Origin of the sequence: Caballeronia sp. GAFFF1, assembly GCF_023630705.1 — a bacterium.
Taxonomy (GTDB): Bacteria; Pseudomonadota; Gammaproteobacteria; order Burkholderiales; family Burkholderiaceae; genus Caballeronia.
This window is the reverse complement of sequence record NZ_JALQEM010000019.1, coordinates 1-20,425: the sequence shown is the minus strand read 5'-3', so window position 1 is coordinate 20,425 and position 20,425 is coordinate 1. Positions and strand designations below refer to the sequence as shown.

At 61.0% G+C, this 20,425-nt stretch carries 18 protein-coding genes and 1 pseudogene; 7 read left to right on the top strand and 12 right to left on the bottom strand.

What is annotated here, in order from left to right; all coding sequences use genetic code 11:
- Window positions 1-16: 16 nt before the first annotated feature.
- From NCR37_RS09990 to urtA, 12 genes are all read right to left on the bottom strand, one after another.
- Window positions 17-322 carry an urease subunit beta gene (locus NCR37_RS09990; RefSeq protein WP_250472860.1) on the bottom strand — a complete coding sequence of 102 codons (306 nt, stop codon included), beginning with the start codon at window positions 320-322 and terminating at the stop codon, window positions 17-19.
- Window positions 323-333: 11 nt separating this feature from the next.
- On the bottom strand, window positions 334-636 hold the full coding sequence (locus tag NCR37_RS09985) for an urease subunit gamma (protein WP_008342482.1): 303 nt from the start codon (window positions 634-636) through the stop codon (window positions 334-336).
- Between the two features lie 89 nt (window positions 637-725).
- A complete protein-coding gene (locus tag NCR37_RS09980) occupies window positions 726-1,445 on the bottom strand; it encodes an amino acid ABC transporter ATP-binding protein (RefSeq protein ID WP_250472859.1) in 720 nt (239 codons plus the stop codon).
- A complete protein-coding gene (locus NCR37_RS09975; RefSeq protein WP_250472858.1) occupies window positions 1,432-2,082 on the bottom strand; it encodes an amino acid ABC transporter permease in 651 nt (216 codons plus the stop codon). Before NCR37_RS09975 ends, NCR37_RS09980 begins: the two co-directional genes overlap by 14 nt.
- Complete coding sequence (locus NCR37_RS09970) at window positions 2,079-2,768, bottom strand: amino acid ABC transporter permease (RefSeq protein WP_250472857.1); 690 nt, start codon at window positions 2,766-2,768, stop codon at window positions 2,079-2,081. Before NCR37_RS09970 ends, NCR37_RS09975 begins: the two co-directional genes overlap by 4 nt.
- An 18-nt stretch (window positions 2,769-2,786) precedes the next feature.
- Window positions 2,787-3,584, bottom strand: a complete 798-nt coding sequence (locus tag NCR37_RS09965) for a transporter substrate-binding domain-containing protein (protein ID WP_250472856.1) — start codon at window positions 3,582-3,584, stop codon at window positions 2,787-2,789.
- 175 nt (window positions 3,585-3,759) lie between these two features.
- Window positions 3,760-4,620: an urease accessory protein UreD gene (locus NCR37_RS09960; RefSeq protein WP_250472855.1), complete on the bottom strand. Its 861-nt coding sequence runs from the start codon at window positions 4,618-4,620 to the stop codon at window positions 3,760-3,762.
- Between the two features lie 29 nt (window positions 4,621-4,649).
- Complete coding sequence (gene urtE, locus NCR37_RS09955) at window positions 4,650-5,342, bottom strand: urea ABC transporter ATP-binding subunit UrtE (RefSeq protein WP_250472854.1); 693 nt, start codon at window positions 5,340-5,342, stop codon at window positions 4,650-4,652.
- Between the two features lie 15 nt (window positions 5,343-5,357).
- Window positions 5,358-6,242, bottom strand: a complete 885-nt coding sequence (gene urtD, locus NCR37_RS09950; protein WP_250472853.1) for an urea ABC transporter ATP-binding protein UrtD — start codon at window positions 6,240-6,242, stop codon at window positions 5,358-5,360.
- Window positions 6,239-7,429 carry an urea ABC transporter permease subunit UrtC gene (gene urtC, locus NCR37_RS09945; RefSeq protein ID WP_250472852.1) on the bottom strand — a complete coding sequence of 397 codons (1,191 nt, stop codon included), beginning with the start codon at window positions 7,427-7,429 and terminating at the stop codon, window positions 6,239-6,241. Before urtC ends, urtD begins: the two co-directional genes overlap by 4 nt.
- A 3-nt stretch (window positions 7,430-7,432) precedes the next feature.
- A complete protein-coding gene (urtB, locus tag NCR37_RS09940; RefSeq protein WP_250472851.1) occupies window positions 7,433-9,049 on the bottom strand; it encodes an urea ABC transporter permease subunit UrtB in 1,617 nt (538 codons plus the stop codon).
- A gap of 66 nt (window positions 9,050-9,115) precedes the next feature.
- Window positions 9,116-10,417, bottom strand: coding sequence for an urea ABC transporter substrate-binding protein (urtA, locus tag NCR37_RS09935; RefSeq protein ID WP_250472850.1), 1,302 nt, complete (start codon window positions 10,415-10,417; stop codon window positions 9,116-9,118).
- A gap of 522 nt (window positions 10,418-10,939) precedes the next feature.
- Here urtA and tssF point away from each other — a divergent pair.
- The 7 genes and pseudogenes from tssF to tssI form a co-directional block, all read left to right on the top strand.
- The gene (gene tssF, locus NCR37_RS09930) at window positions 10,940-12,835 is read left to right on the top strand and encodes a type VI secretion system baseplate subunit TssF (RefSeq protein WP_250472849.1); all 1,896 of its coding nucleotides are present in this window, start codon (window positions 10,940-10,942) and stop codon (window positions 12,833-12,835) included.
- The gene (gene tssG, locus NCR37_RS09925; protein WP_250472848.1) at window positions 12,835-13,947 is read left to right on the top strand and encodes a type VI secretion system baseplate subunit TssG; all 1,113 of its coding nucleotides are present in this window, start codon (window positions 12,835-12,837) and stop codon (window positions 13,945-13,947) included. The genes tssF and tssG overlap by 1 nt, the downstream gene beginning before the upstream one ends.
- Window positions 13,948-13,979: 32 nt before the next feature.
- Window positions 13,980-16,142, top strand: a complete 2,163-nt coding sequence (locus NCR37_RS09920) for a type VI secretion system Vgr family protein (RefSeq protein ID WP_250472847.1) — start codon at window positions 13,980-13,982, stop codon at window positions 16,140-16,142.
- A gap of 48 nt (window positions 16,143-16,190) precedes the next feature.
- Window positions 16,191-18,701, top strand: coding sequence for a M35 family metalloendopeptidase (locus NCR37_RS09915; protein ID WP_502800507.1), 2,511 nt, complete (start codon window positions 16,191-16,193; stop codon window positions 18,699-18,701).
- A gap of 445 nt (window positions 18,702-19,146) precedes the next feature.
- Window positions 19,147-19,719 carry a hypothetical protein gene (locus tag NCR37_RS09910; RefSeq protein ID WP_250472846.1) on the top strand — a complete coding sequence of 191 codons (573 nt, stop codon included), beginning with the start codon at window positions 19,147-19,149 and terminating at the stop codon, window positions 19,717-19,719.
- Entirely contained in the window at window positions 19,683-19,952 is a 270-nt protein-coding gene (locus tag NCR37_RS09905; protein WP_350029054.1) for a PAAR domain-containing protein, read from the top strand. The genes NCR37_RS09910 and NCR37_RS09905 overlap by 37 nt, the downstream gene beginning before the upstream one ends.
- A gap of 51 nt (window positions 19,953-20,003) precedes the next feature.
- Window positions 20,004-20,425: pseudogene (gene tssI / locus NCR37_RS09900) on the top strand (type VI secretion system tip protein TssI/VgrG); the annotation flags it as partial.

Below are 20,425 nucleotides of genomic sequence, written 5' to 3'. Positions count from 1 at the left end.
GTCGTTGATGTCCTGATCAGAGTGGGCCCATTACGAGGCCATTGAAGCCGTACACGTGACGATCGCCCGCGAGCGCGACGAGTTCGACCGTGCGTTCCTGTCCCGGCTCAAAACGCACGGCGGTGCCCGCCGCGATGTTCAGCCGAAAGCCGCGCGTCTTCTCGCGCTCGAAGAGAAGCGCCGTGTTGACTTCGTAGAAGTGGTAATGCGAGCCGACCTGCACGGGCCGGTCGCCGCTGTTCGCGACGACGACGGACACGGTCTCGCGGCCTGCGTTGAGTTCGTGCTCGCCGTCGTCGATCAGATATTCGCCGGGAATCATCGCGTGCGTCTTCAAGGAATGGGATGGTGGACGGTCACGAGCTTCGTGCCATCGGGGAAGGTTGCTTCGATCTGTATGTCGGGAATCATTTCCGGCACGCCTTCCATGACGTCGTCGCGCGTGAGCAGCGTGGTGCCGTAATGCATGACTTCGGCGACGGTCTTGCCATCGCGCGCGGCTTCCATCAACGCGGCGGAAATGAACGCGACGGCTTCCGGATGATTGAGCTTGAGGCCGCGCGCGCGGCGCCTCTCGGCGAGCAGCGCCGCCGTGAAGATCAAGAGCTTGTCCTTTTCGCGAGGCGTGAGTTTCATGAACGTGTTGTGTAGGCGATGGGCTTCGTCATGCTAGCACTTGCTTTCTGTTCTTGGACCGCTTTGTGAGCGAGCTTTCAGCGGGCTTGTCATTGAATGAAGCGTTGCAGCTCGACACTCGCGGGCCGCTCGAAGATTTGCTCCGGCGCGCCGGATTCCCACACGCGTCCCTGATGCATGAAGACGACTTTGTCGCTCACGTTGCGCGCGAACCGCATCTCGTGCGTCACCATGATGAGCGTCATGCCATCGCGCGCAAGGTCTTCGACGACGGCCAGTACTTCGCCGACGAGTTCGGGATCGAGCGCGGACGTGATTTCATCGCACAAGAGCACGCTCGGATTCATCGCCAACGCGCGCGCAATGGCGACGCGTTGCTGTTGTCCGCCGGACAATTGCTCCGGATAGGCATCGAACTTGTCGCCGAGGCCGACGCGTTCCAGCACGGTATGCGCGGTCGCGCGCGCCTTTGCCTTATGAATCTTCTTGACGACCGTTTGCGCCAGCATCACGTTCTGCCCGGCGGTGAGATGCGGAAAGAGATTGTATTGCTGAAAGACCATGCCGACCTTGAGCCGCAGCGCGCGCAAGTCTGCGCGTCGCGCGTCGATATGCTCGCCGTCGATTTCGATCGAGCCTTCGTCGATGCTCTCGAGACCATTGAGCGTGCGCAGCAGCGTGCTCTTGCCCGAGCCGCTTTTGCCGATGATGGACACCACTTGCCCGCGCTCGACCGAGAAGTCGATGCCCTTCAGGACCTGATTCGAGCCGAAGTGCTTGTGCAGATTGCGCGTTTCAACGAGCGGCATGCCATTTCCTTTCCAGCGTGCGCGCATAGCGCGTCAGCGGATAACATAGAACGAAGTAGATGATCGCGACGAGGCCATAGACGAGAAACGGGCGGAACGTCGCGTTCGATATCATCGTGCCGGCCTTCGTGAGTTCCGTGAAGCCGATGATGGAGACGAGCGCCGTATCCTTCACCGCCTGCACGGCGAAGCCGACCGTCGGCCCGACGGCGATGCGCGTGGCCTGCGGGAGGACCACATGACGAAGCTGCTCGAAATAGCTCATCGCAAGACTGGACGACGCTTCCCACTGGCCCTTGGGCACCGCTTCCACCGCACCGCGCCATATTTCCGCGAGATAGGCGCTCGTGAAAAGCGTGAGCCCGACGGTGGCGGCAACCCAGGGCGACACATCGATGCCGAGCAAGGGCAGCCCGAAGAAGACGAGGAACAGTTGCATCAAGAGCGGCGTGCCCTGGAATACCTGAATGTAGCCCTTCACCAGCGCGCGCAGGACTTCGTACTTCGATACGCGCATCACCAGGAGCGCGAAGCCGACGATGCCGCCGAGCACGAACGATACGATCGACAGCACGACGGTCCAGCGCGCGGCCAGCAGCAGGTTCTCGAAGATTTGCGCGAAGGAGAATTCGATCATCGCGCGTGACCTCCGCGGGCGCTTGCGCCAGGCATGAAAAGACGCTTGCCTGCTGCATTGAGCGCCACGCGCAGCACGAGCGCGAGCGCCAGATACGAAGCGGTGACCAGAAAGCAGGTCTCGAATGCGCGGAAGTTGCGCGACTGGATATAGCTCGCGGCATACGTCAGATCGGGCACGGAGATCTGCGAGACCACGGCGGATCCGAGCATCGTGATGACGATCTGGCTTGCGAGCGCGGGGAAGACCTTGGCGAGCGCCTGCGGCAACACGACATGCCGGAAGGCTTCATTGCGCGACATCGCAAGCGATGCCGCGGCTTCATGATGCCCCTTCGGCACCGCCGCGATGCCCGCACGAATGATCTCGATGGAATACGCGCCGAGGTTCAACGTCATGGCGACAATGGCTGCGACGTACTCGCTCAGATGAATGCCGAGCGCGGGCAGCCCGAAGAACACGAAGAACAGTTGCACGATGAACGGCGTGTTGCGGATCGCTTCGACATAGCCGCCGACGAGCGAACGCAGCCACGCGCGATCGCTGTCGCGAGCGGCCGCGCCGGTCACGCCGAGCGATACGCCAAGCGCCGTCGAGATGGCGGTCAGCGCAAGCGTCGTTGCGGCGCCGCTCGCAAACATGCCCGCGTAGTTCGCGAAGTCGGCGAATTCCAGTTGATAGGCCATGCAGTCGAGCGCCTTGCGTTACAGACTGGCAGGCAGCGGCTGGCCGAACCACTTCTTGGACATGGCGTTGAGCGTGCCGTCCTTTTTCGCCTGCGCGATGGTGTCGTCGACCTTGGCCATCAAGCGCGGCTCGTTCTTGTTCATGCCGACGAAGCACGGCGAATCCTTGATGATGAACTTCGCTTCAGGCCGACGCGGCGGATTCTTCGCGAGGATCGCCGCGGCGACGATATTGCCCGCCGCGATCAACTGAACCTGTCCCGAGAGGAATGCGGAGATGGTCGCGTTGTTGTCCTCGAAGCGTTTGATGGTGGCGTTCGGCGCCATTTGCGACAGCGCAATCTCTTCAAGCGCGCCGCGCGTCGCGCCCACGGTCTTTCCGGTGAGATCGGCCGGGCCGCCCACCTTGATGTCGGCGGGACCGAAAACCCCTTGAAAATAGGGCGCATAAGGCGTCGAGAAGTCCAGCACTTTCTCTCGCTCCGGGGTCTTGCCGAGCGACGAAATCACCAGATCGACCTTGTTCGTCGTGAGATACGGAATGCGGTTCGCGCTATTCACGGGCACGAGCTGGAGCTTGACCTTCATCGACTTGGCGAGCAATGCGGCCATGTCCACGTCATAGCCTTGCGGCTGCATGTCGGCACCGACAGAGCCGAACGGCGGATAGTCCTCGGGCACGGCCACGCGCAGGGTGCCGCTCTTGGCGATGGTGTCGAGCGTGTCGGCGTTTGCCGGAGCAGTGAAGGCGAAAAGCGGCGTGACGGCGAGCGCGGCGAGCACAGTGCGTCGCGCACGGAAGAAGAGCTTCGGCATGGATGATCCTTCAGGCATTGTGACGGCCGCGTTGCGTGCGCGGCTCTTGAAGCCGTGCTCTTAAGCGAGAGCCGTGCCATCGACGCGAAAGCCTTATGCCATATGCCTTGCCTAGCTGGTTACATGGGCTTGCGCACACACGCGGGGCGCGTTCATGCGCCGCGATGGTGCGTGATCACGTGGTCCACAACCTGAGCGGTCGCGCAGCGACGCCATGCACGAGCGGACGAAGGTGAGTCCAGCAATCGGTCAACGCGCGTTGCAGCGGCTCCATCGAACGGCTGATGGCGCGCACGATCAATACGCCCGGCGCGACGCACGAAGCCCCCGCGCGCATTTCATCATCGAACGGCAACTGTGCGGTGAGAGCCTCGGCCAACGTGTCGTCGCATGCGGGCCCGATGGCCCATAGCGTGCCATAGGCGGGATAGCCCGCGAGTCCTTGCGATGCATCGCGCAAGGGATCGCTCGCATCGATCAGCGCGCGCTCGAACCACAGCGTACGTCCATCGCTATACGCGATACGCGACACCGCCTTAATGTGTCCCTGCGTCCACCGTTCGCCGGCGGCGGCGCGGCCGAGCAGCATCGCATCCCAGCCGATGGCCGTTGCGCCTTCATCGAGCGTGACGTTGAAGGCAAGCTCCACATTCGACGATTCGAACACGATGTTGTTTTGCGGTAGCCAGTCGAGCTTTGCGTGTCGTCCGAGATGAACGTCGATACGCTGTGTCGCGAGCTTGCCGTTCGCCTTGTACCACTTGGTTGCGCCGGGCGTCGTGATGACGGCATGCGTGTCTTCGCCGAGCTTTACATCGACGGATAGACGATCGCCACCCGCGACGCCACCCGGCGGATGCACGATCACCGCGTGGCAAATATCGCCTTCGGGATAGAGCGGACGTTGCACGCGCAGCGGACCTTCATGCTTGCGATGCGCGCATACCGTGCGGCCATACTGCCGGGCAAAACCGAGTTCGAGCGTGCCGCGCCAGACATCGGGATGAGCGAGTGCCGCGTGAGATTCGTGATGCATGGAAGCAATGCGTTATGAGCGGTCCACCATCATACGGCGATCAGCTCGCGCACTCCATGCGCTTCCATCTCCGATCCCTCTCCCCCCGCGACGATCTCTCCGCGACTCATCACCCAATAGTGGTCCGCGAGCTCGCGGGCGAAGTCGTAATACTGCTCGACGAGCAGCACCGTCATGCCCATTTCATCGACGAGCTGGCGCAGCGTTCGGCCGATGTCGCGAATGATGGACGGCTGGATGCCTTCGGTCGGTTCATCGAGAATGAGCAGTTGCGGCTCGCTCATCAACGCGCGGCCGATGGCGAGCTGCTGCTGCTGACCGCCCGACAGATCGCCGCCGCGCCGATGCTTCATCTCGCGCAGCACGGGAAAGAGCGCGTAGATGTGGTCGGGAATCTTCGAAGGCGCCTTGCGGCTCGCGGCGCCGACGAGCAGGTTCTCCTCCACCGTCAAACGCCCGAAGATATCGCGGCCTTGTGGAACATAAGCGAGACCACTCGCGACGCGCGCATGCGTCGGCATCGACGAGATCTTTGCGCCGCGCCATGTGATGCTGCCGCTCTTAGAAGGCACCACGCCCATGAGACAGCGCAGCAGTGTGGTCTTGCCGACGCCGTTGCGGCCGAGCAGCACGGTGAGCTTGCCATCGGGCACGGTCATCTTCACATCGCGCAGAATGTGACTGCCGCCGTAATACTGGTTGAGCGATTCGACTTCGAGCATTGAGTGGTTCCGGTATCAACGGCCAAGATACGATTCGATCACGGCTTCGTCGCGCTTCACGCTATCGAGCGTGCCTTCGGCGAGCACGCTGCCTTCGGCCATGACCGTCACCTTGCCGCTATCGCCCGCGAGCGCCGCGACGAACTCCATGTCGTGCTCCACCACCATCATCGAACACGAACCCCGTAGCGTGTTCAGCAATTCCGCGAGTTCCATGGTTTCGTGATCGGTCATGCCGGCAGCGGGTTCATCGAGCAGAAGCAGGGCGGGCTGCTGCATGAGCAACATGCCTATTTCGAGCCGCTGCTTTTGTCCATGCGACAACTCGCCGGCAAGGCGCGTCGCCTGATGCTGCAAGCGGATCAGTTCGAGCGTCTCTTCGATCCGCGCCTGCGCCGCGCGATCCAGCCGCGCGCGCAACGACGCGAACCATCGCTTGTCCGCTTTCATCGCGAGTTCGAGGTTCTCCCACACGGGATGATTCTCGAAGACAGTCGGCTTCTGAAACTTGCGGCCGATGCCCGTGCGCGCAATCACAGGTTCCGACATGCGCGTGAGATCGAACGTCTGCCCGAGAAACACGCGGCCATCATCGGGCCGCGTCTTGCCGGTGATGACGTCCATCATCGTGGTCTTGCCCGCGCCGTTGGGACCGATCACGCAGCGCAACTCGCCCACGTCGATGGACAGCGTGAGCTTGTTGAGCGCGCGAAAGCCGTCGAAACTCACGGTCACGTCTTCGAGATAGAGAATCGTTCCATGCGATACGTCGATCTCGCCGGGCTTGAGCACATGGCCGAGTCCGGAGTTGACGTTGATGTTCTTGTGCCCCGGCTCACTCACACCAGGCGCCTGAGGAATCGGCGGCAAGTCGACGATCAATGCATGATGCACGGTCATTCTGCGGCGTCTCCTTGCGTCTTGCGGCGAACGAGTTCGATGAGACCCATGATTCCGTTCGGCAACAGGAGCGGCACGAGCGTGAAGATGAGGCCGAGGAAAAAGAGCCAATATTCCGCGAAATAGGCCGTGAAAAAGCTCTTTGCGCCATTGACGGCGAACGCGCCGATGATCGGCCCGATGAGCGTGCCGCGTCCGCCGACCGCTACCCAGATCGCCATTTCGATCGAGTTCGCGGGCGACATCTCGCTCGGATTGATGATGCCGACTTGCGGCACGTACAGCGCGCCCGCGATGCCGCAGAGCACCGCCGATACGGTCCAGATGAAGAGCTTGTACGCGAGCGGGCTATAGCCGAGAAACATGAGCCGCGCCTCGCCATCGCGCACGCCGGTCACCACGCGCCCGAGCTTCGACGTGACAATCCAGCGCGCCACGAGGAACGCGAGCACGAGCACCGCGAATGTGATGAGGAAGAGGACCGTGCGTGTCCCCGCATGCGTGATCGGAAAGCCCGCGATGCGCTTGAAATCCGTGAAGCCGTTATTGCCGCCGAAGCCCGTTTCGTTGCGATAGAAGAGCAGCATCGCGGCGAAGGTCATGGCCTGTGTGATGATCGACAGATACACGCCCTTCACGCGCGAGCGAAACGTGAAGAAGCCGAAGACCCAGGCCAGCACGCCGGGCACGAGCACGACGAGCAAGAGCGCGTACCAGAGATGCTCCGTGCCTTGCCAGTACCACGGCAGCTTGTGCCAGTCGAGAAACACCATGAAGTCCGGCAGATCGCTTTGATACGTGCCTTCGCGGCCGATGGAGCGCATCAGGTACATGCCCATCGCATAGCCGCCGAGCGCGAAGAAGAGCGCGTGGCCCAGGCTCAGAATGCCGCAGTAACCCCAGACGAGATCGAGCGCGAGGGCGCCGATCGCATAGCACATGAGCTTGCCGACAAGCGTCATTGCGTAGGCCGACAAATGGAACGCGCTCGTTTCCGGCAGCACGAGCGCCGAGAGCGGCACGCAGATGCCCATTGCGACGATGAGCGCAAGCAACGCGATCCAGCCGTTGCGCGGCAACAGCGCGGCGCGCGGCGGCAGGCCGAGCGCGAAGCCTGCGTGCGCAGCGCTTGCATCGGGTTGCGGCGCGACGTCCAGATTGGCGCTGATGTTGGTCGAGGCGGTCATGGTTCAGGCCTCCGCGCTGCGGCCCTTCAGGGCGAACATGCCCTGCGGGCGCTTCTGAATGAACAGCACGATCAGCACGAGCACCGCGATTTTCGCGAGCACCGCGCCCCAGAACGGCTCGATGGCCTTGTTGACGAGACCGAGCCCGAAGCCGCCGATCACGGTGCCTGCGAGCTGGCCCACACCGCCGAGCACCACGGCCATGAACGAATCGATGATGTAGCTCTGCCCGAGGTCCGGGCCTACGTTGCCGATCTGCGAAAGCGCGCATCCGCCGAGCCCGGCGATGCCCGCGCCGAACGCGAACGCATACGAATCGACGCGTGCGGTCTTCACGCCGACGCACGCGGCCATGCGGCGATTCTGCGTGACGGCACGCACAAAGAGGCCGAGCCGTGTGCGCGTCAGCACGCCCCATGCAATGAGCACCACGGCGAGCGAGAACGCGAGAATCGTCAGGCGGTTATACGGCAGGATGAGGTTCTGCATCACGGCGACGCCGCCGCTCATCCACGAAGGATTCGTGACCTGCACGTTCTGCGCGCCGAAGATCGTCCGCGTCGCCTGAATGAGGATGAGACTGATGCCGAAGGTCGTCAGCAACGTTTCGAGCGGACGTCCATAAAGATGCTTCAGCACGAGCCTTTCCAGCACGATGCCGACGAGCGCCGCCGCAACGAACGATGCGGGCACCGCGAAGAGCGGATACCAGTTGAACGCCGCAGGTGCGTAATGCTGCACGAGGTTCTGCACGACATAGGTCGCATAAGCACCGATCATCAGAAATTCACCGTGCGCCATGTTGATGACGCCAATGAGACCGTACGTGATCGCCAGTCCCAATGCGGCCAGCAACAGCACGCTGCCGAGCGATAGACCGGCGAACAGCGTGCCCGCGATTTCGCTGCGGCGCTGGATCGAGTCGAGGGCTTCGATACCGGCCTTCGCGACCGCGCGCACGCGCTCGTCGGGTTCGTTGAAGCTGCCATCGCTCTTCTTCGCGACGATGGGGCGCAGCAACTCGTACATGTCGAGGTCATGTCTCGCTGCGACGAGTTGCGCGGCTTCCAGACGCTTGTCGACATTCGGATCATGCAGCGCGGTCATCGCCCAGAGCGTGTCGAGGCGCTTCTTCAGCTCGGGATCGGTCTCGGCGGCGCGGGCGCGATCGATGAGCGGCTTCATCGACGCGTCGGGGTTCTTCAACAGCGCGGCCACGGCTTCCCGGCGCTTGCCCAAGTCCTGCGATGCGAGTTGAAGACCCGATAGGGCGCCCGCCACTTTCGTGCGCAACTGGTTGTTCAGCGTGATCGCTTGCGCATCCGGCGCCTCCGCGATCTTGCCTGTGACGGCGTCCTTGTTGCCCTCGTCGGTCTGCACATAGACACGGCCGTTATCGGTGGCGACGAGCGAACCGTCCGCGAGCGCGTTGAGCACGGCGACAGAAGGCGCATCCGCGTTCGCGATGAGCTTGTCGATGGCGGCGGACTTGGCCTGATAGTCATCGCCCGCTAGCGGCGCGAGTTCGTCGGCCGTGAGCGCGTGTGCTACGAACGGCGTAAGCGCGATGCAGACCGCGAGCATCGCGCGAAAGAAGGGGAGCACAACGGAGCCTTTCATAAGGGCCTTTCTGATGAGACTTGAACGGCCGCGCGCAACGTTTCGTCGCTCGCGGCCTTGCTTGCGTCAGGCAACGCGCGAACGGCGCAGGAACGATGGAATCGACGTGACGATATCCGGCTTACCCTGATTGCCCGCGATATACGGGCTCCACGGCTGCGCGCGAATCGCGGTCTTCGTCTTCCATACGACATTGAACTGACCGTCGCCGCGAATCTCGCCGATCATCACCGGCTTGTGCAGATGGTGGTTGCCGTCCATCGTGAGCGTGAAGCCCGAAGGCGCGGCGAAGCTCTGGCCGATCATCGCAGTACGCACCTTGTCCACGTCCGTGCTCTTCGCTTTCTCGACGGCCTGCTTCCACATGTGGATGCCGACGAAGGTTGCTTCCATCGGATCGTTCGTCACGCGCTTGTCGCCGCCCGGCAGGTTCTGCGTCTTCACCCATTCGGCGAACTGCGTTTCGAATTTCTTGTTGCTCGGGTTCTTCACCGACATGAAGTAGTTCCATGCGGCGAGGTGGCCGACGAGCGGCTTCGTGTCGATGCCGCGCAGCTCTTCTTCGCCGACGGAGAATGCGACCACCGGCACGTCCGTCGCTTTCAGCCCTTGATTGCCGAGTTCCTTGTAGAACGGAACGTTCGAATCCCCGTTGATCGTCGAGACGACCGTGGTCTTTCCCCCTTGCGAGAAGGCTTTGATGTTCGCGACGATGGTCTGATAGTCGCTGTGTCCGAACGGTGTGTAGACCTCCTGAATATCTGCATCCTTGACTCCTTTCGAATGGAGGAAGGCGCGCAGGATCTTGTTGGTCGTGCGCGGGTACACGTAGTCTGTGCCGAGCAGGAAAAAGCGTTTTGCGCTGCCGCCTTCCGGTCCCATCAGATACTCGACGGCGGGAATGGCCTGCTGGTTCGGCGCGGCGCCGGTGTAGAACACGTTGCGCGACATCTCCTCGCCTTCGTACTGCACGGGATAGAAAAGCAGGCCGTTGAGTTCCTCGAACACGGGCAGCACCGACTTGCGCGACACGGACGTCCAGCAGCCGAACACGCAGGCGACCTTGTCCTGCGTGAGAAGCTGACGCGCCTTCTCGGCGAAGAGCGGCCAGTTGGAAGCGGGATCGACCACGACGGCCTCGATCTGCCGGCCCATCACGCCGCCGTTCTTGTTGATATCGGCGATGGTCATGAGCGCGGTGTCCTTGAGCGATGTCTCGGAGATGGCCATGGTGCCGGAGAGCGAATGCAGCACGCCGACCTTGATCGGGCCGTTATCCGCGGCTTGCGCTTTGGAAATGGGAAGCTGGCCTGCGAGGGCGAGCGCGCCCGACATGGAGCCGAGCTTCAGCAGACTGCGTCGTTTCATTGATGTGTTCCCCTTGCCGATATGTTGTGTTGCTCCGTGTGGAGCAGAGATGAGGCGGGTCGTTTGACGTGGTTGACGACTGACCGGCGGGGAAGGAATTGCAAGGGGTATGCCAATGGGGGTGGAAGTTAGGGCCGGCGGGGGTTTGCGGGGTTTGGGGTTGCTGGCGTCGGGCTAAGCCGATCGCTGCTTGGGTTGCGTTTTGGTGCATGCGGAACGGAGCCTGCATTGTTTCGGTGCCGAAGCGTTGATTCCTGCGCTTTACTTTCCGACCGATGCCACTATGGTCTTGCGTTTCGTTGTCCCCTGGCCATTGTGGCCACGTCGAGCGCAGCGCTGCTGGACGGAGCGCATAAGTCGAGGTGGAGTCGCGGAGCAGGCCGGTAGGACAATTCTGATTTGTGCACAGTGCTGCGAAACGGCAATCAGATATCTGGGCACAGCCATTTTTCGAGACGAAATTACTCGCTACGATGCCGACACCTGCTGATTTCATTCGGCTCACGCTGCTCGCCACCCTCAATGGACCCGAAGCTGCTCGATGCGTACAACCAGCAACTCCTCTACATGCGCGAGAGCATGGGCGAGTTCGCGCAGCTTCGTCCTAAGATCGCGCGACGCTTAGGGCTGCAAACGGGCGAGGTGGCGGACCCGTATGTCGAGCGGCTCATCGATTCGTTCTGCTTGACGGCTGCTCGCATGCAGCTCAAGGTCGACGCCGAGTTTCCGCGCTTCACGCAACGGCTGCTCGAAGTCGTCTACCCGAACTACGTCGCCCCGACGCCGTCGATGACGGTGGTGCGTGTCTACCCGAGCCGCACCGAGGGCAATCTCGCGGCAGGCTTTCATCTGCCGCGCGGCACGCTTTTCAACGCACGCGTGCCGGCTGGCGAGCGCACCGCCTGCCAGTTCCGCAGCGGCTCGCCGCTGACGCTCTATCCGATCGAGATCAAAGACGCACGGCTCACCGGCATTCCACCGATCCCGTCGCTCGATCGCTACGTGCCGCCGGACCGTCGGGTGCGCGGGGCTTTGCGGCTCACGCTGCGCACGACCAACGAAACCGCCATTGCCGAACTGCAAAACCTTGATCGGCTGCCGGTGTACCTGGCTGGCGACGATCAGGTGGCCTCACATCTGTTCGAACTGCTGCATGCAGCGAACATCGCCACGCTCATCGGCGAGCCCGGGCAATTCACCGACCCAGTCAAACCACCGGCGGTCGTGAGCGATCATCCTGTCGTGCATCATGGCCTAGGCGTCGATGAGGGACTGCTTCCGCTCGCGTGGCCCAAGTTCCACGGCCACAATCTGCTGCACCAGTTTTTCGCGTTCCCGCACCAGTTCTATTTCTTCACGCTCACGGGCCTTCAGGCCGGCTTAAAGCGCGTGTCGGGGCGGGAAGTCGAGATCATCGTGCTGCTGGATCGATCCACGGATAGTTTGGCTCATCGGGTCGACGCCTCGCAGTTCGCGCTCTTCTGCACGCCCGCGATCAATCTGGTGCCCAAGCGGACCGACCAGATCGAACTCGATGACGGCGCGACCACCTTCCGCCTGGAGCCGACCAAGCTCGAACCGCTCGACTACGAGGTGTTCGCGGTTGAGGCCGTGAGCGGCCAGACGTCGAAGCAATCCGCGGAACTGCCGTTCCAGCCGCTCTTTCACCGGCTCAATAACGACGAAGGCAACGCCGGACGCTATTTTTCGACGCGTCGAGAACGTCGCTTGCCGTCTGACACGACGCGTCGCTACGGCACGCGCACGCCGTACATCGGCACTGACATGTTCGTGTCGCTGGTCGATCAGCACGAGGCGCCGTATCGCGAGCCGATCCGTTACCTGTCGGTCGACGCCTGGGTCACGAACCGGGACTTGCCGCTCCTGATCGCCTGCAATGGCGTGAATGACCTCGAATCGGCCGATGAGGATTCCATCGCCAGCATCGGTCTGATTCGCCCGCCGAGCGCGCCCAGGCCGCCCTGTGCTGAAGGCGAGAAGGCGTGGCGACTGCTGCGGCAACTGAACTTCGACTATCTGCCGTTCAGCGACATGGATCACCGCGAGGGCGGTCAGGGGCTGCGCGAGATGTTGCGCCTGTTTCTCTCGAACGAAGACGTCGAGCACCAACGTCAGGTCGAGGCGCTCGTGGGCGTGAAGACGCAGCCGATCCACGACATGTTGCCGCCCGATGAGCGCAATGGACCGATCGTGTTCGGACGCGGCATCGAGTGCGTGCTGACGGTCGACGAAAGCGGCTTCGCGGGCGTGAGCCCTTATCTCTTCGGTCTGATCCTCGATCACTATCTGGCGCGCCAAGTGTCGAGCCATTCCTTCACGCAGACTGAACTGCGCTCGGTGCAGCGGGGCTTGATTGCTCGCTGGCCCGTGCGCATGGGCACGCGAGGCGTCGCCTGATGGAGCGTTCGCCGGTCGCGATGCGAGCGCGGGACGTCGCGCTGTCACCCGCGCTGCTCGACCGTCTGCAGGCCGAGCCGTGGCGCTTCGGCTTCGTGCCGCTTCTGCGCCGGATCGACGCGGATGCGCGGCTCGACCCCGTCGGCACCGCGAAGCGCCCGCACGCCGAGCCGTTTCGTCTCGGCCAGCAGCCGAGCCTCATCTTCGCGCCGCGCGAAGTGGCGAGCGCCGCGTTCGTTCACGGCAAGCTCAAGATTCGCCTCTTCGGGCTCGGCATGCTCGGGCCCAACGGCCCACTGCCTATTCACGTCACCGAGATCGCCCGCGAGCGCGAGGAACAGCGCGCGGACGCGACGCTCGTCAACTTCCTCGATGTCTTTCAGCATCGCTCGCTCACGCTGCTGTACCGCGCCTGGGCCTGTGCGCAATCGACAGCGGGGCTGGATCGGCGCGGTGACGAGCGCTTCTCGTTCTATGTCGCGAGCACCACCGGCCACGAACTCGAAGAAATCGAGCAGCGGCCGTTGCCGCCGCACGCGCGTCTGGCCACATCGCCGCATCTGGTAGGCGAGGCGCGTGACCCGGGCGGCCTCGCCGCGACGATCGCGCAGTTTTTCCAGGTGCCGGTGCACGTCGAGGAGTACGTGTTCCAGTGGATCGCGCTGTCCGAGGCGCGCATCAGCCGCTTGGGCGAGACCCGCAAGCTGGGGATCAACGCCATGCTGGGCGAACAGGTGCCGGACCGCCAGAACCGCTTTCGCGTCGTGATCGGACCGATCGACATGCAAGCGTACCTGCGTTTCACGCCTCAAGGCACGGACTTGCTGCGGCTGGTCGAACTCGTGCGGGCGTTCGTCGGGCAGAAGTATCGGTGGGAGTTGCAGTTACAGATCAAGGCGGACAGCGCCGCGCCGGCCGTGATGGGCGGCTCCGAGCAGCTTGGCTGGTCGACCTGGCTCGGTCAGGCCGCGACGAACGCGCCGATCACGGGGATGCGCTTCGAGCCGGAAGACTACGTGCCGCAGTTGAGGCACCGGGCGGCGATGCACGAAGCGCATCGGGGACCGGACAAAGCAGACAGTCACGAGACGCTGCCGAATCCATCAGTTTGAAGAATTACCAAGCTTAAGCAAGACAACAAGAAATGTTCAAGTTCGATACCCCCCGCACGCTCACCGCGAGCGGCCCGGCGCTGCCGACGCTGCCGACGGGCGAGGATGCGCTGCACCTTGTCGCCATCGAAGGCAACGAGCATCTGTCGAAGATCTATACCTACACGCTCGATTTCCTCACGCCCGCGAACCTGCCGATTCTCAGCGAAGAGGCCGCCAACTTCGATCTGAACGAAATGGTCGGCCAGGAATTGACCGTGACCGTGCAGCTGGATGGCATGGGCACGGCGAGTCTCGGCCACGGCAACATCGGCGCGGGCACGCGCGAGATCAGCGGCATCGTGACCGAAGCGCGGTTCATGGGGCAGCGCAACGGGCAGAGCCGCTATCAGGTGATTCTGCGGCCGTGGGTTCACCTGGCTGATCAGCAGTCCAATTACCGGATTTTCCAGGCAAAGACAGTCGTCGAGATCATCGATGAGGCGCTCTCGGCGTACATGTATTCGTGGGACAAGCGCCTGAGCGCACTGTATTCGCCGCTGGAGTATCAAGTCCAATATGGCGAAACCGACTTCGCGTTCATCCAGCGCCTGATGCAGGAGCACGGCATCTACTGGTTCTTCGAGCACTCGAAGAAGGTGCATCGCATGGTGCTGGTCGATCAACTGGGCGCGCACAAGCCGGTCGACAGCGAGGCGTATCAGACGCTCTCGTACTACCCGCCGGGACACAAGATCGACCGGGAATATATCGACACGTTCGAGGCGGCCGCGAGCATCCAGTCGGGCAAGTGGACCACCAACGACTTCAACTTCAAGACGCCCAAGGCGAAACTCGCGGCCGACAATGCGCTGCCGCAGGACACGGTGCACAACGCGCTCGAACGTTATGAATGGCCGGGTGATTATCAGGACGTGAGCACGGGCGAGAACGTCGCACGCCTGCGCATGCAGCAGGTGCGCGCGCAAGGCGAACGCATGCGCGGCAGCGGGGCGCTGCGGGACGTGGTGTGCGGCACGACCTTCCATCTGCAAGGCTATCCGCAGACGAAGGCGAATCGCGAGTATCTCGTGATCGACGCGCACTTCTCGGCCAAAGAACTCGATGAGGCGAGCGGCCCGGGGCAGTTCGACATCCACACGTCGTTTCTCGTGCAGCCGGCGACGACCGTCTATCGGCCCGAGCGCGATGTGCCGAAACCCCGCACCACGGGACCACAGACGGCGATCGTGACCGGTCCCGAAGGACACGAGATCTGGACCGACCAGTACGGGCGGGTGAAGCTGAAGTTCCACTGGGACCGCTCGCCCGTGCGCAACCAGAAGTCGTCGTGCTGGGTGCGGGTGTCGTATCCGTGGGCGGGGAACAACTACGGCACGATCGCGGTGCCGCGCGTCGGGTCGGAGGTGATCGTCGATTTCGAGAACGGCGATCCGGACCGGCCGATCGTTACCGGGCGCGTCTACAACGCGGCGAACATGCCGCCGTGGCAGTTGCCGGATAACGCCACGCAAAGCGGCACGCTTTCGCGCTCGACGACCGAGGGCGGGTATGGCAACGCCAATGCGATTCGCTTCGAGGATAAGAAGGGGAAGGAAGAACTGTGGATTCACGCGGAGAAGGACTTGCGCACGGAGGTGGAGAACGACGAATCTCACTCCGTCGAGCATGACCGCAGGAAGAATGTCGAGAACGACGAGACGACGACGATCGGGCATGACCGCGCAGAAACGGTCGGCAACAATGAGCAGGTTGATATTGGGCACGACCGCCGTCACCACATTGGTCACGACGATTTTGTCTCAATCGATCGCAATCATGTTTTGCAGATTGGGAAGGATCGAATCGAACACATCGGAAATCACCGAGAGGATCACATTGAAGTGAATCACACGGTGCAGATTGGCGGTCATGCTGAGCACCGAATCGAGGGGCACTTTCTCTTAAAAGCTGGCGAGGCGGCGAGCACCAAGACGAAATCGCTCGATTTGCAGGCTAGCGGAGTACTCCGCATTCGCGGCCCAGCCGGAACAATCACGCTGGATGCGAATGGCATTACGCTGGAGGCCACCCGAATCACTTTGAAGGGACCCGTACAGGCGAGCACGGGTTGGGTCAAGAATGCGCTCGATATGGGCTCCGCGGCGGCTGACGGGAAGCCACTCGACCCCGCCTCGTTTCCGTTCTCAGGCTAACCACAAAGCGCGTCATCGCGCCTTAAGACTGCACACAAGTACGAATTCATGATTATTACGTTTCCTTTCGAAGACGATCCCTACTACAGTGCGCCTCAGTGTGCGTCTTACGGGGAGTCGAGTGCCGCTGCGCTAATGACACCGGCACTAGCCAAGAAATATTTCGACCTGGCACAAGGTGCCAAAGGCGGGGTGTTTCCAATAGGCACCAATCGCTTTTGGCATGGTGGTGTACATCTAAAGGGCACTAAGCCGATTCGCGCGATTGCCGACGGTACCGTTGTCGCGTATCGGCTCGATACCGATTACATACGTAGCGCCCTCGACGCGGAATTGAAGGAATGTTTCGGAAACGGCCTTAGGTCGATGGAGCCGCGCGCATTCAGTGCGTCCTTCGTGCTGATTCGACACGAATGCGAAAGAGACAACGGTGTAGCAACCCGATATGTAGGAGCTCACTTCTACTCGCTTTACGCAAATCTACTCCCGGCTCGGTATCTGAGCGAGAAGCCGTTGTTACCGCCGTTTCTTACTACCGGAGAGAATCTGACTGCCGTCAGTGCCCTGCGCGGTGATGAATTAGAGATTCTTGCCGTCGTTAACGACGGTCATCGAATGGCGAAAGTCCGCGTAACCGACATAAACACAGGACGAGCCGTCGATGGGTGGATTGAATCTATGTATCTTGACCAGGACATGGATGGCCCAGCGGCGCCGCTAACGCAAGGGAAGAAGGTTCGACTTGGCTATCCGATATCAGGGCTCTATCCCAATCACCCGTCCGAACGGAACTGGAGACCGCGCGATGCGGTGAAGACACTTACCTATCCGATACGTGCAGGCGAAATTATCGGCTATGCTGGACAGTCAGATGGTCCGGGCGGGGTGCTCCGGGACACATTCCATTTCGAAATTTTTACCGCTGACAACGTGCTGGTTAAGCCGATGAAGCCAATCGTTCCGGCAAGTCTTCTCGACCCAGCGTCTGCGCATCAAGAATATCTTGATGGTAGCCAAACGGATGGCATGGGTAAGGTCTGGTTGACACGAAACGCAAGTCTAATGACGAAGCCCCCAAAGAAGCCACCGGGCTTGCAGCCAGTAGATGTAATTCCGGTAACTTTGGGCTCCTGCTTTGTGGCGGCGGGTCTGTGTAACGTTGAGGGAGCCGCTCTGCTCGGCCACCAATCTCAGTCTTTCTGCATTAAGTTATATGACCTCGACGGAAAGCGTGAATTCTATGCATACACTAGCGCGGACGACGCACTTGCCGACGGAAAGCCTTTTGTTGCTGATGCATGGGTGACTCTCACCACAGACAGCGACTGGGTCGAACGCGGATGGCAGGCGTACAAGGAGGAAGAACTTAGTTTATCAGACGATGCTTCGGTAGAAGATTTTGATGCCGCCTTGAAGCGCATACTTGAAGGAACACTCAGGCGGCCGGCACCTCCTTGCTCGACCGAGTTGTTGCAAGGAAGCGTGGACGCAATCCTGCGACATGTCGCCGTACGTTTTCACACGGAATGGGACAACGATGGAGTCAGAAAACGGTACAAGAAACTCAAGGCAGGAGAGCACCCGCCGCTTCCGAAACTGACCGATGACCAATTCAACGCGTTCCTCAAGGACGCGGGCACGCAACAGTTCTGGGAAGCGTCCGCAGTCTGCAAAGATGGTGTCAGCGGCCAGAATCTCGCGCCGCTGAAGGATCGAATGAAGGCAAATCATTGGCATTTCCATCCAATTGGTTTTCTAGCGCAGATGCGAGAGTGCATGACTACTAATGCACTTCTATCTGAAGAGGACTTCGAGCTGGAAGTGCGACGAAATTGCATCTTCGCTTTGAAGCTAATCGAAAAGCGATTGGAACGGCTAGTGTTATGGCGCGACTCGAAGATGCCATTGCCGTCGCCACCTACCGCGATTGCTCCCGTGGAGCGTCAATACGCGAACATGCAGAACTTAACCAATGCTGCGCACCACACCCTTTGGGAAAACTTTATCTACTGGTTCGGTGTTGATCCGAATGCAATCGTGACCCCAGCAACGGACAACAAGCCGCGGACAGCCATGCCTGCGGGGCATCACGTCTACCTCTACATGCAGGGAATGAGAGATGTCTTCAAGCACCTTAAGATGAACCGAATCGTCAAAGGAAGTACCGGGTTCGATGCGACGGCCTATGTTCATCAGGGCTATCCGACTAGAACTGCGCTCGTCCCAGCTAAAAGTGGCTTCAACATGGAATGTATTCATCTATGCGTTCATTACGGTCGTGTGCGTTATTGCCCGCCCTATGAGGCTGGATCCGAGATCAAGCAGAATCGAATGCAGGTGCTTTTGCATGAGGTATCGCATATGGTCGGAACCTCATGTACAGATGACAAAAAAATCGAAATGCCAAGCGGAAGCAGCGATCCATGGCGGCTGAGCCGCACTACGGCTTACGGGGAGTACGGCGCCAGAGTGTTGGCCGAATTTTCTCCAGAACTAGCGTTGGCGAATGCCGAGAACGTTGCTTTTTTTATCGAGAGCGCGAAAGATGAGCCTGTGTAAGCACGCGTATGGGTCGTTAATTTGCTCCATCACGTCGGGCTGCGTTGTTGCGGTGGCAGCTTGTACCTCTCCGAGCAGTCCGACGCAAATATCAAAAAATGAGACTCACACTGAAGGTGTAGCCATGGGCGCAAGTCAAGTATCCACTCAAGATCGCAACCCAACGGGTATCCCGGACGCTCGCATCCGATGGATAAAGAATCCACTGACCACCACCATAGCTCTTGTCGAAGGAACAGTCCGCGGTTCAACTCTGCAGATCAGGTACAAGTGGTCACTTACCAACCCAACAGACGTTGATGTACGAGCAACAGGTGAACCGACGCCAGCAGAGCCACGAGTCCGCCTCTTCTCAGAGGGCCAGGAAATCGACCTAGCGCCTCGGGATGAGCACACGGGGCGTGGCCTTCTGGCTAACCGCCCAGCTCCTACGGATGAAGATGTCTTGCAATATCGTTACGTAATCCGGGCGAAGCAGCGCTTCGACGCCTCGGACCTAAGCGAGCTCGTCATCTCAAGCAGCCGCCTTCGTACGGGCACGCACATCTATGAATTGGTTTACTGGCAAAGCCAACTCGACTGGCTTGATGTCCGCGACGTGCTTGCGAAAACCGATGGGCAAGGCCCGGGACGCATGATGTATCCGATCACTGATAACGCACCGTCGAATCGTCTCTACTTCAAGGTCTATAAGCCAACGGACAAAGAAGTTGCCAGAGGGCAGGAGGTCAGATTTCTCGGCGAGGTGGACGCAAGGGTGGAGGGACCGGCGTTTCCATATGCGCGCCCGGGCGATTTCTCGCCACGCACTGGATACTGGGAAGCAGTTGGAAAATCCATCGAAGCGATTGGAGGCCACCACGAGATTTTCGTCAAGGAAGGTGATTCGATGCCAAGCTTGCCGGGGGACGTGGGCGTCGATCCGTTCAGCTTCCGTTGGAAATATGTCGTCGGCTATGCCGCGTCGCAGAAGGTTTCGAGATGGGAGCAGTTTTCATGCGTCCAGTCGTGCTCGTAGGTCACCGACATTCATGCCCTGTGCATGGAATGGGTACGGTTATAACAGGTACACATGGCGTTCTCGTGAATGGCCGCGCCGTCGTCACGAAGGGCGACGTGACCAGTTGCGGTGCGGTAATAGTGACGGGTTCCGTTTCGGAGTTTGGCAATGCTGGTGTCGCTCGAGTGGGAGACCTAACAAGTCATGGCGGGATTCTTGTTGAAGGCGATAGTGGTTGGCTGATTGAGTGAGACGTCTCCTTGAACACGGGAACGGGCCGGTTTGGTCGCCGACTTTGGGGGCCGGAGCGCGATGCGCCCAAGCCACGCACGACCGGCCCGCAGACGGCGATCGTGACCGGTCCCGAAGGACACGAGATCTGGACGGACCAGTACGGGCGGGTGAAACTGAAGTTCCACTGGGACCGCTCGCCCGTGCGCAACCAGAAGTCGTCGTGCTGGGTGCGGGTGTCGTATCCGTGGGCGGGGAACAACTACGGGACGATCGCGGTGCCGCGCGTCGGGTCGGAGGTGATCGTCGACTTCGAGAACGGCGATCCGGATCGGCCGATCGTGACGGGGCGCGTCTACAACGCGGCGAACATGCCGCCGTGGCAGTTGCCGAATAACGCCACGCAAAGCGGCACGCTTTCGCGCTCGACGACCGAGGGCGGGTATGGCAACGCCAATGCGATTCGCTTCGAGGATAAGAAGGGGAAGGAAGA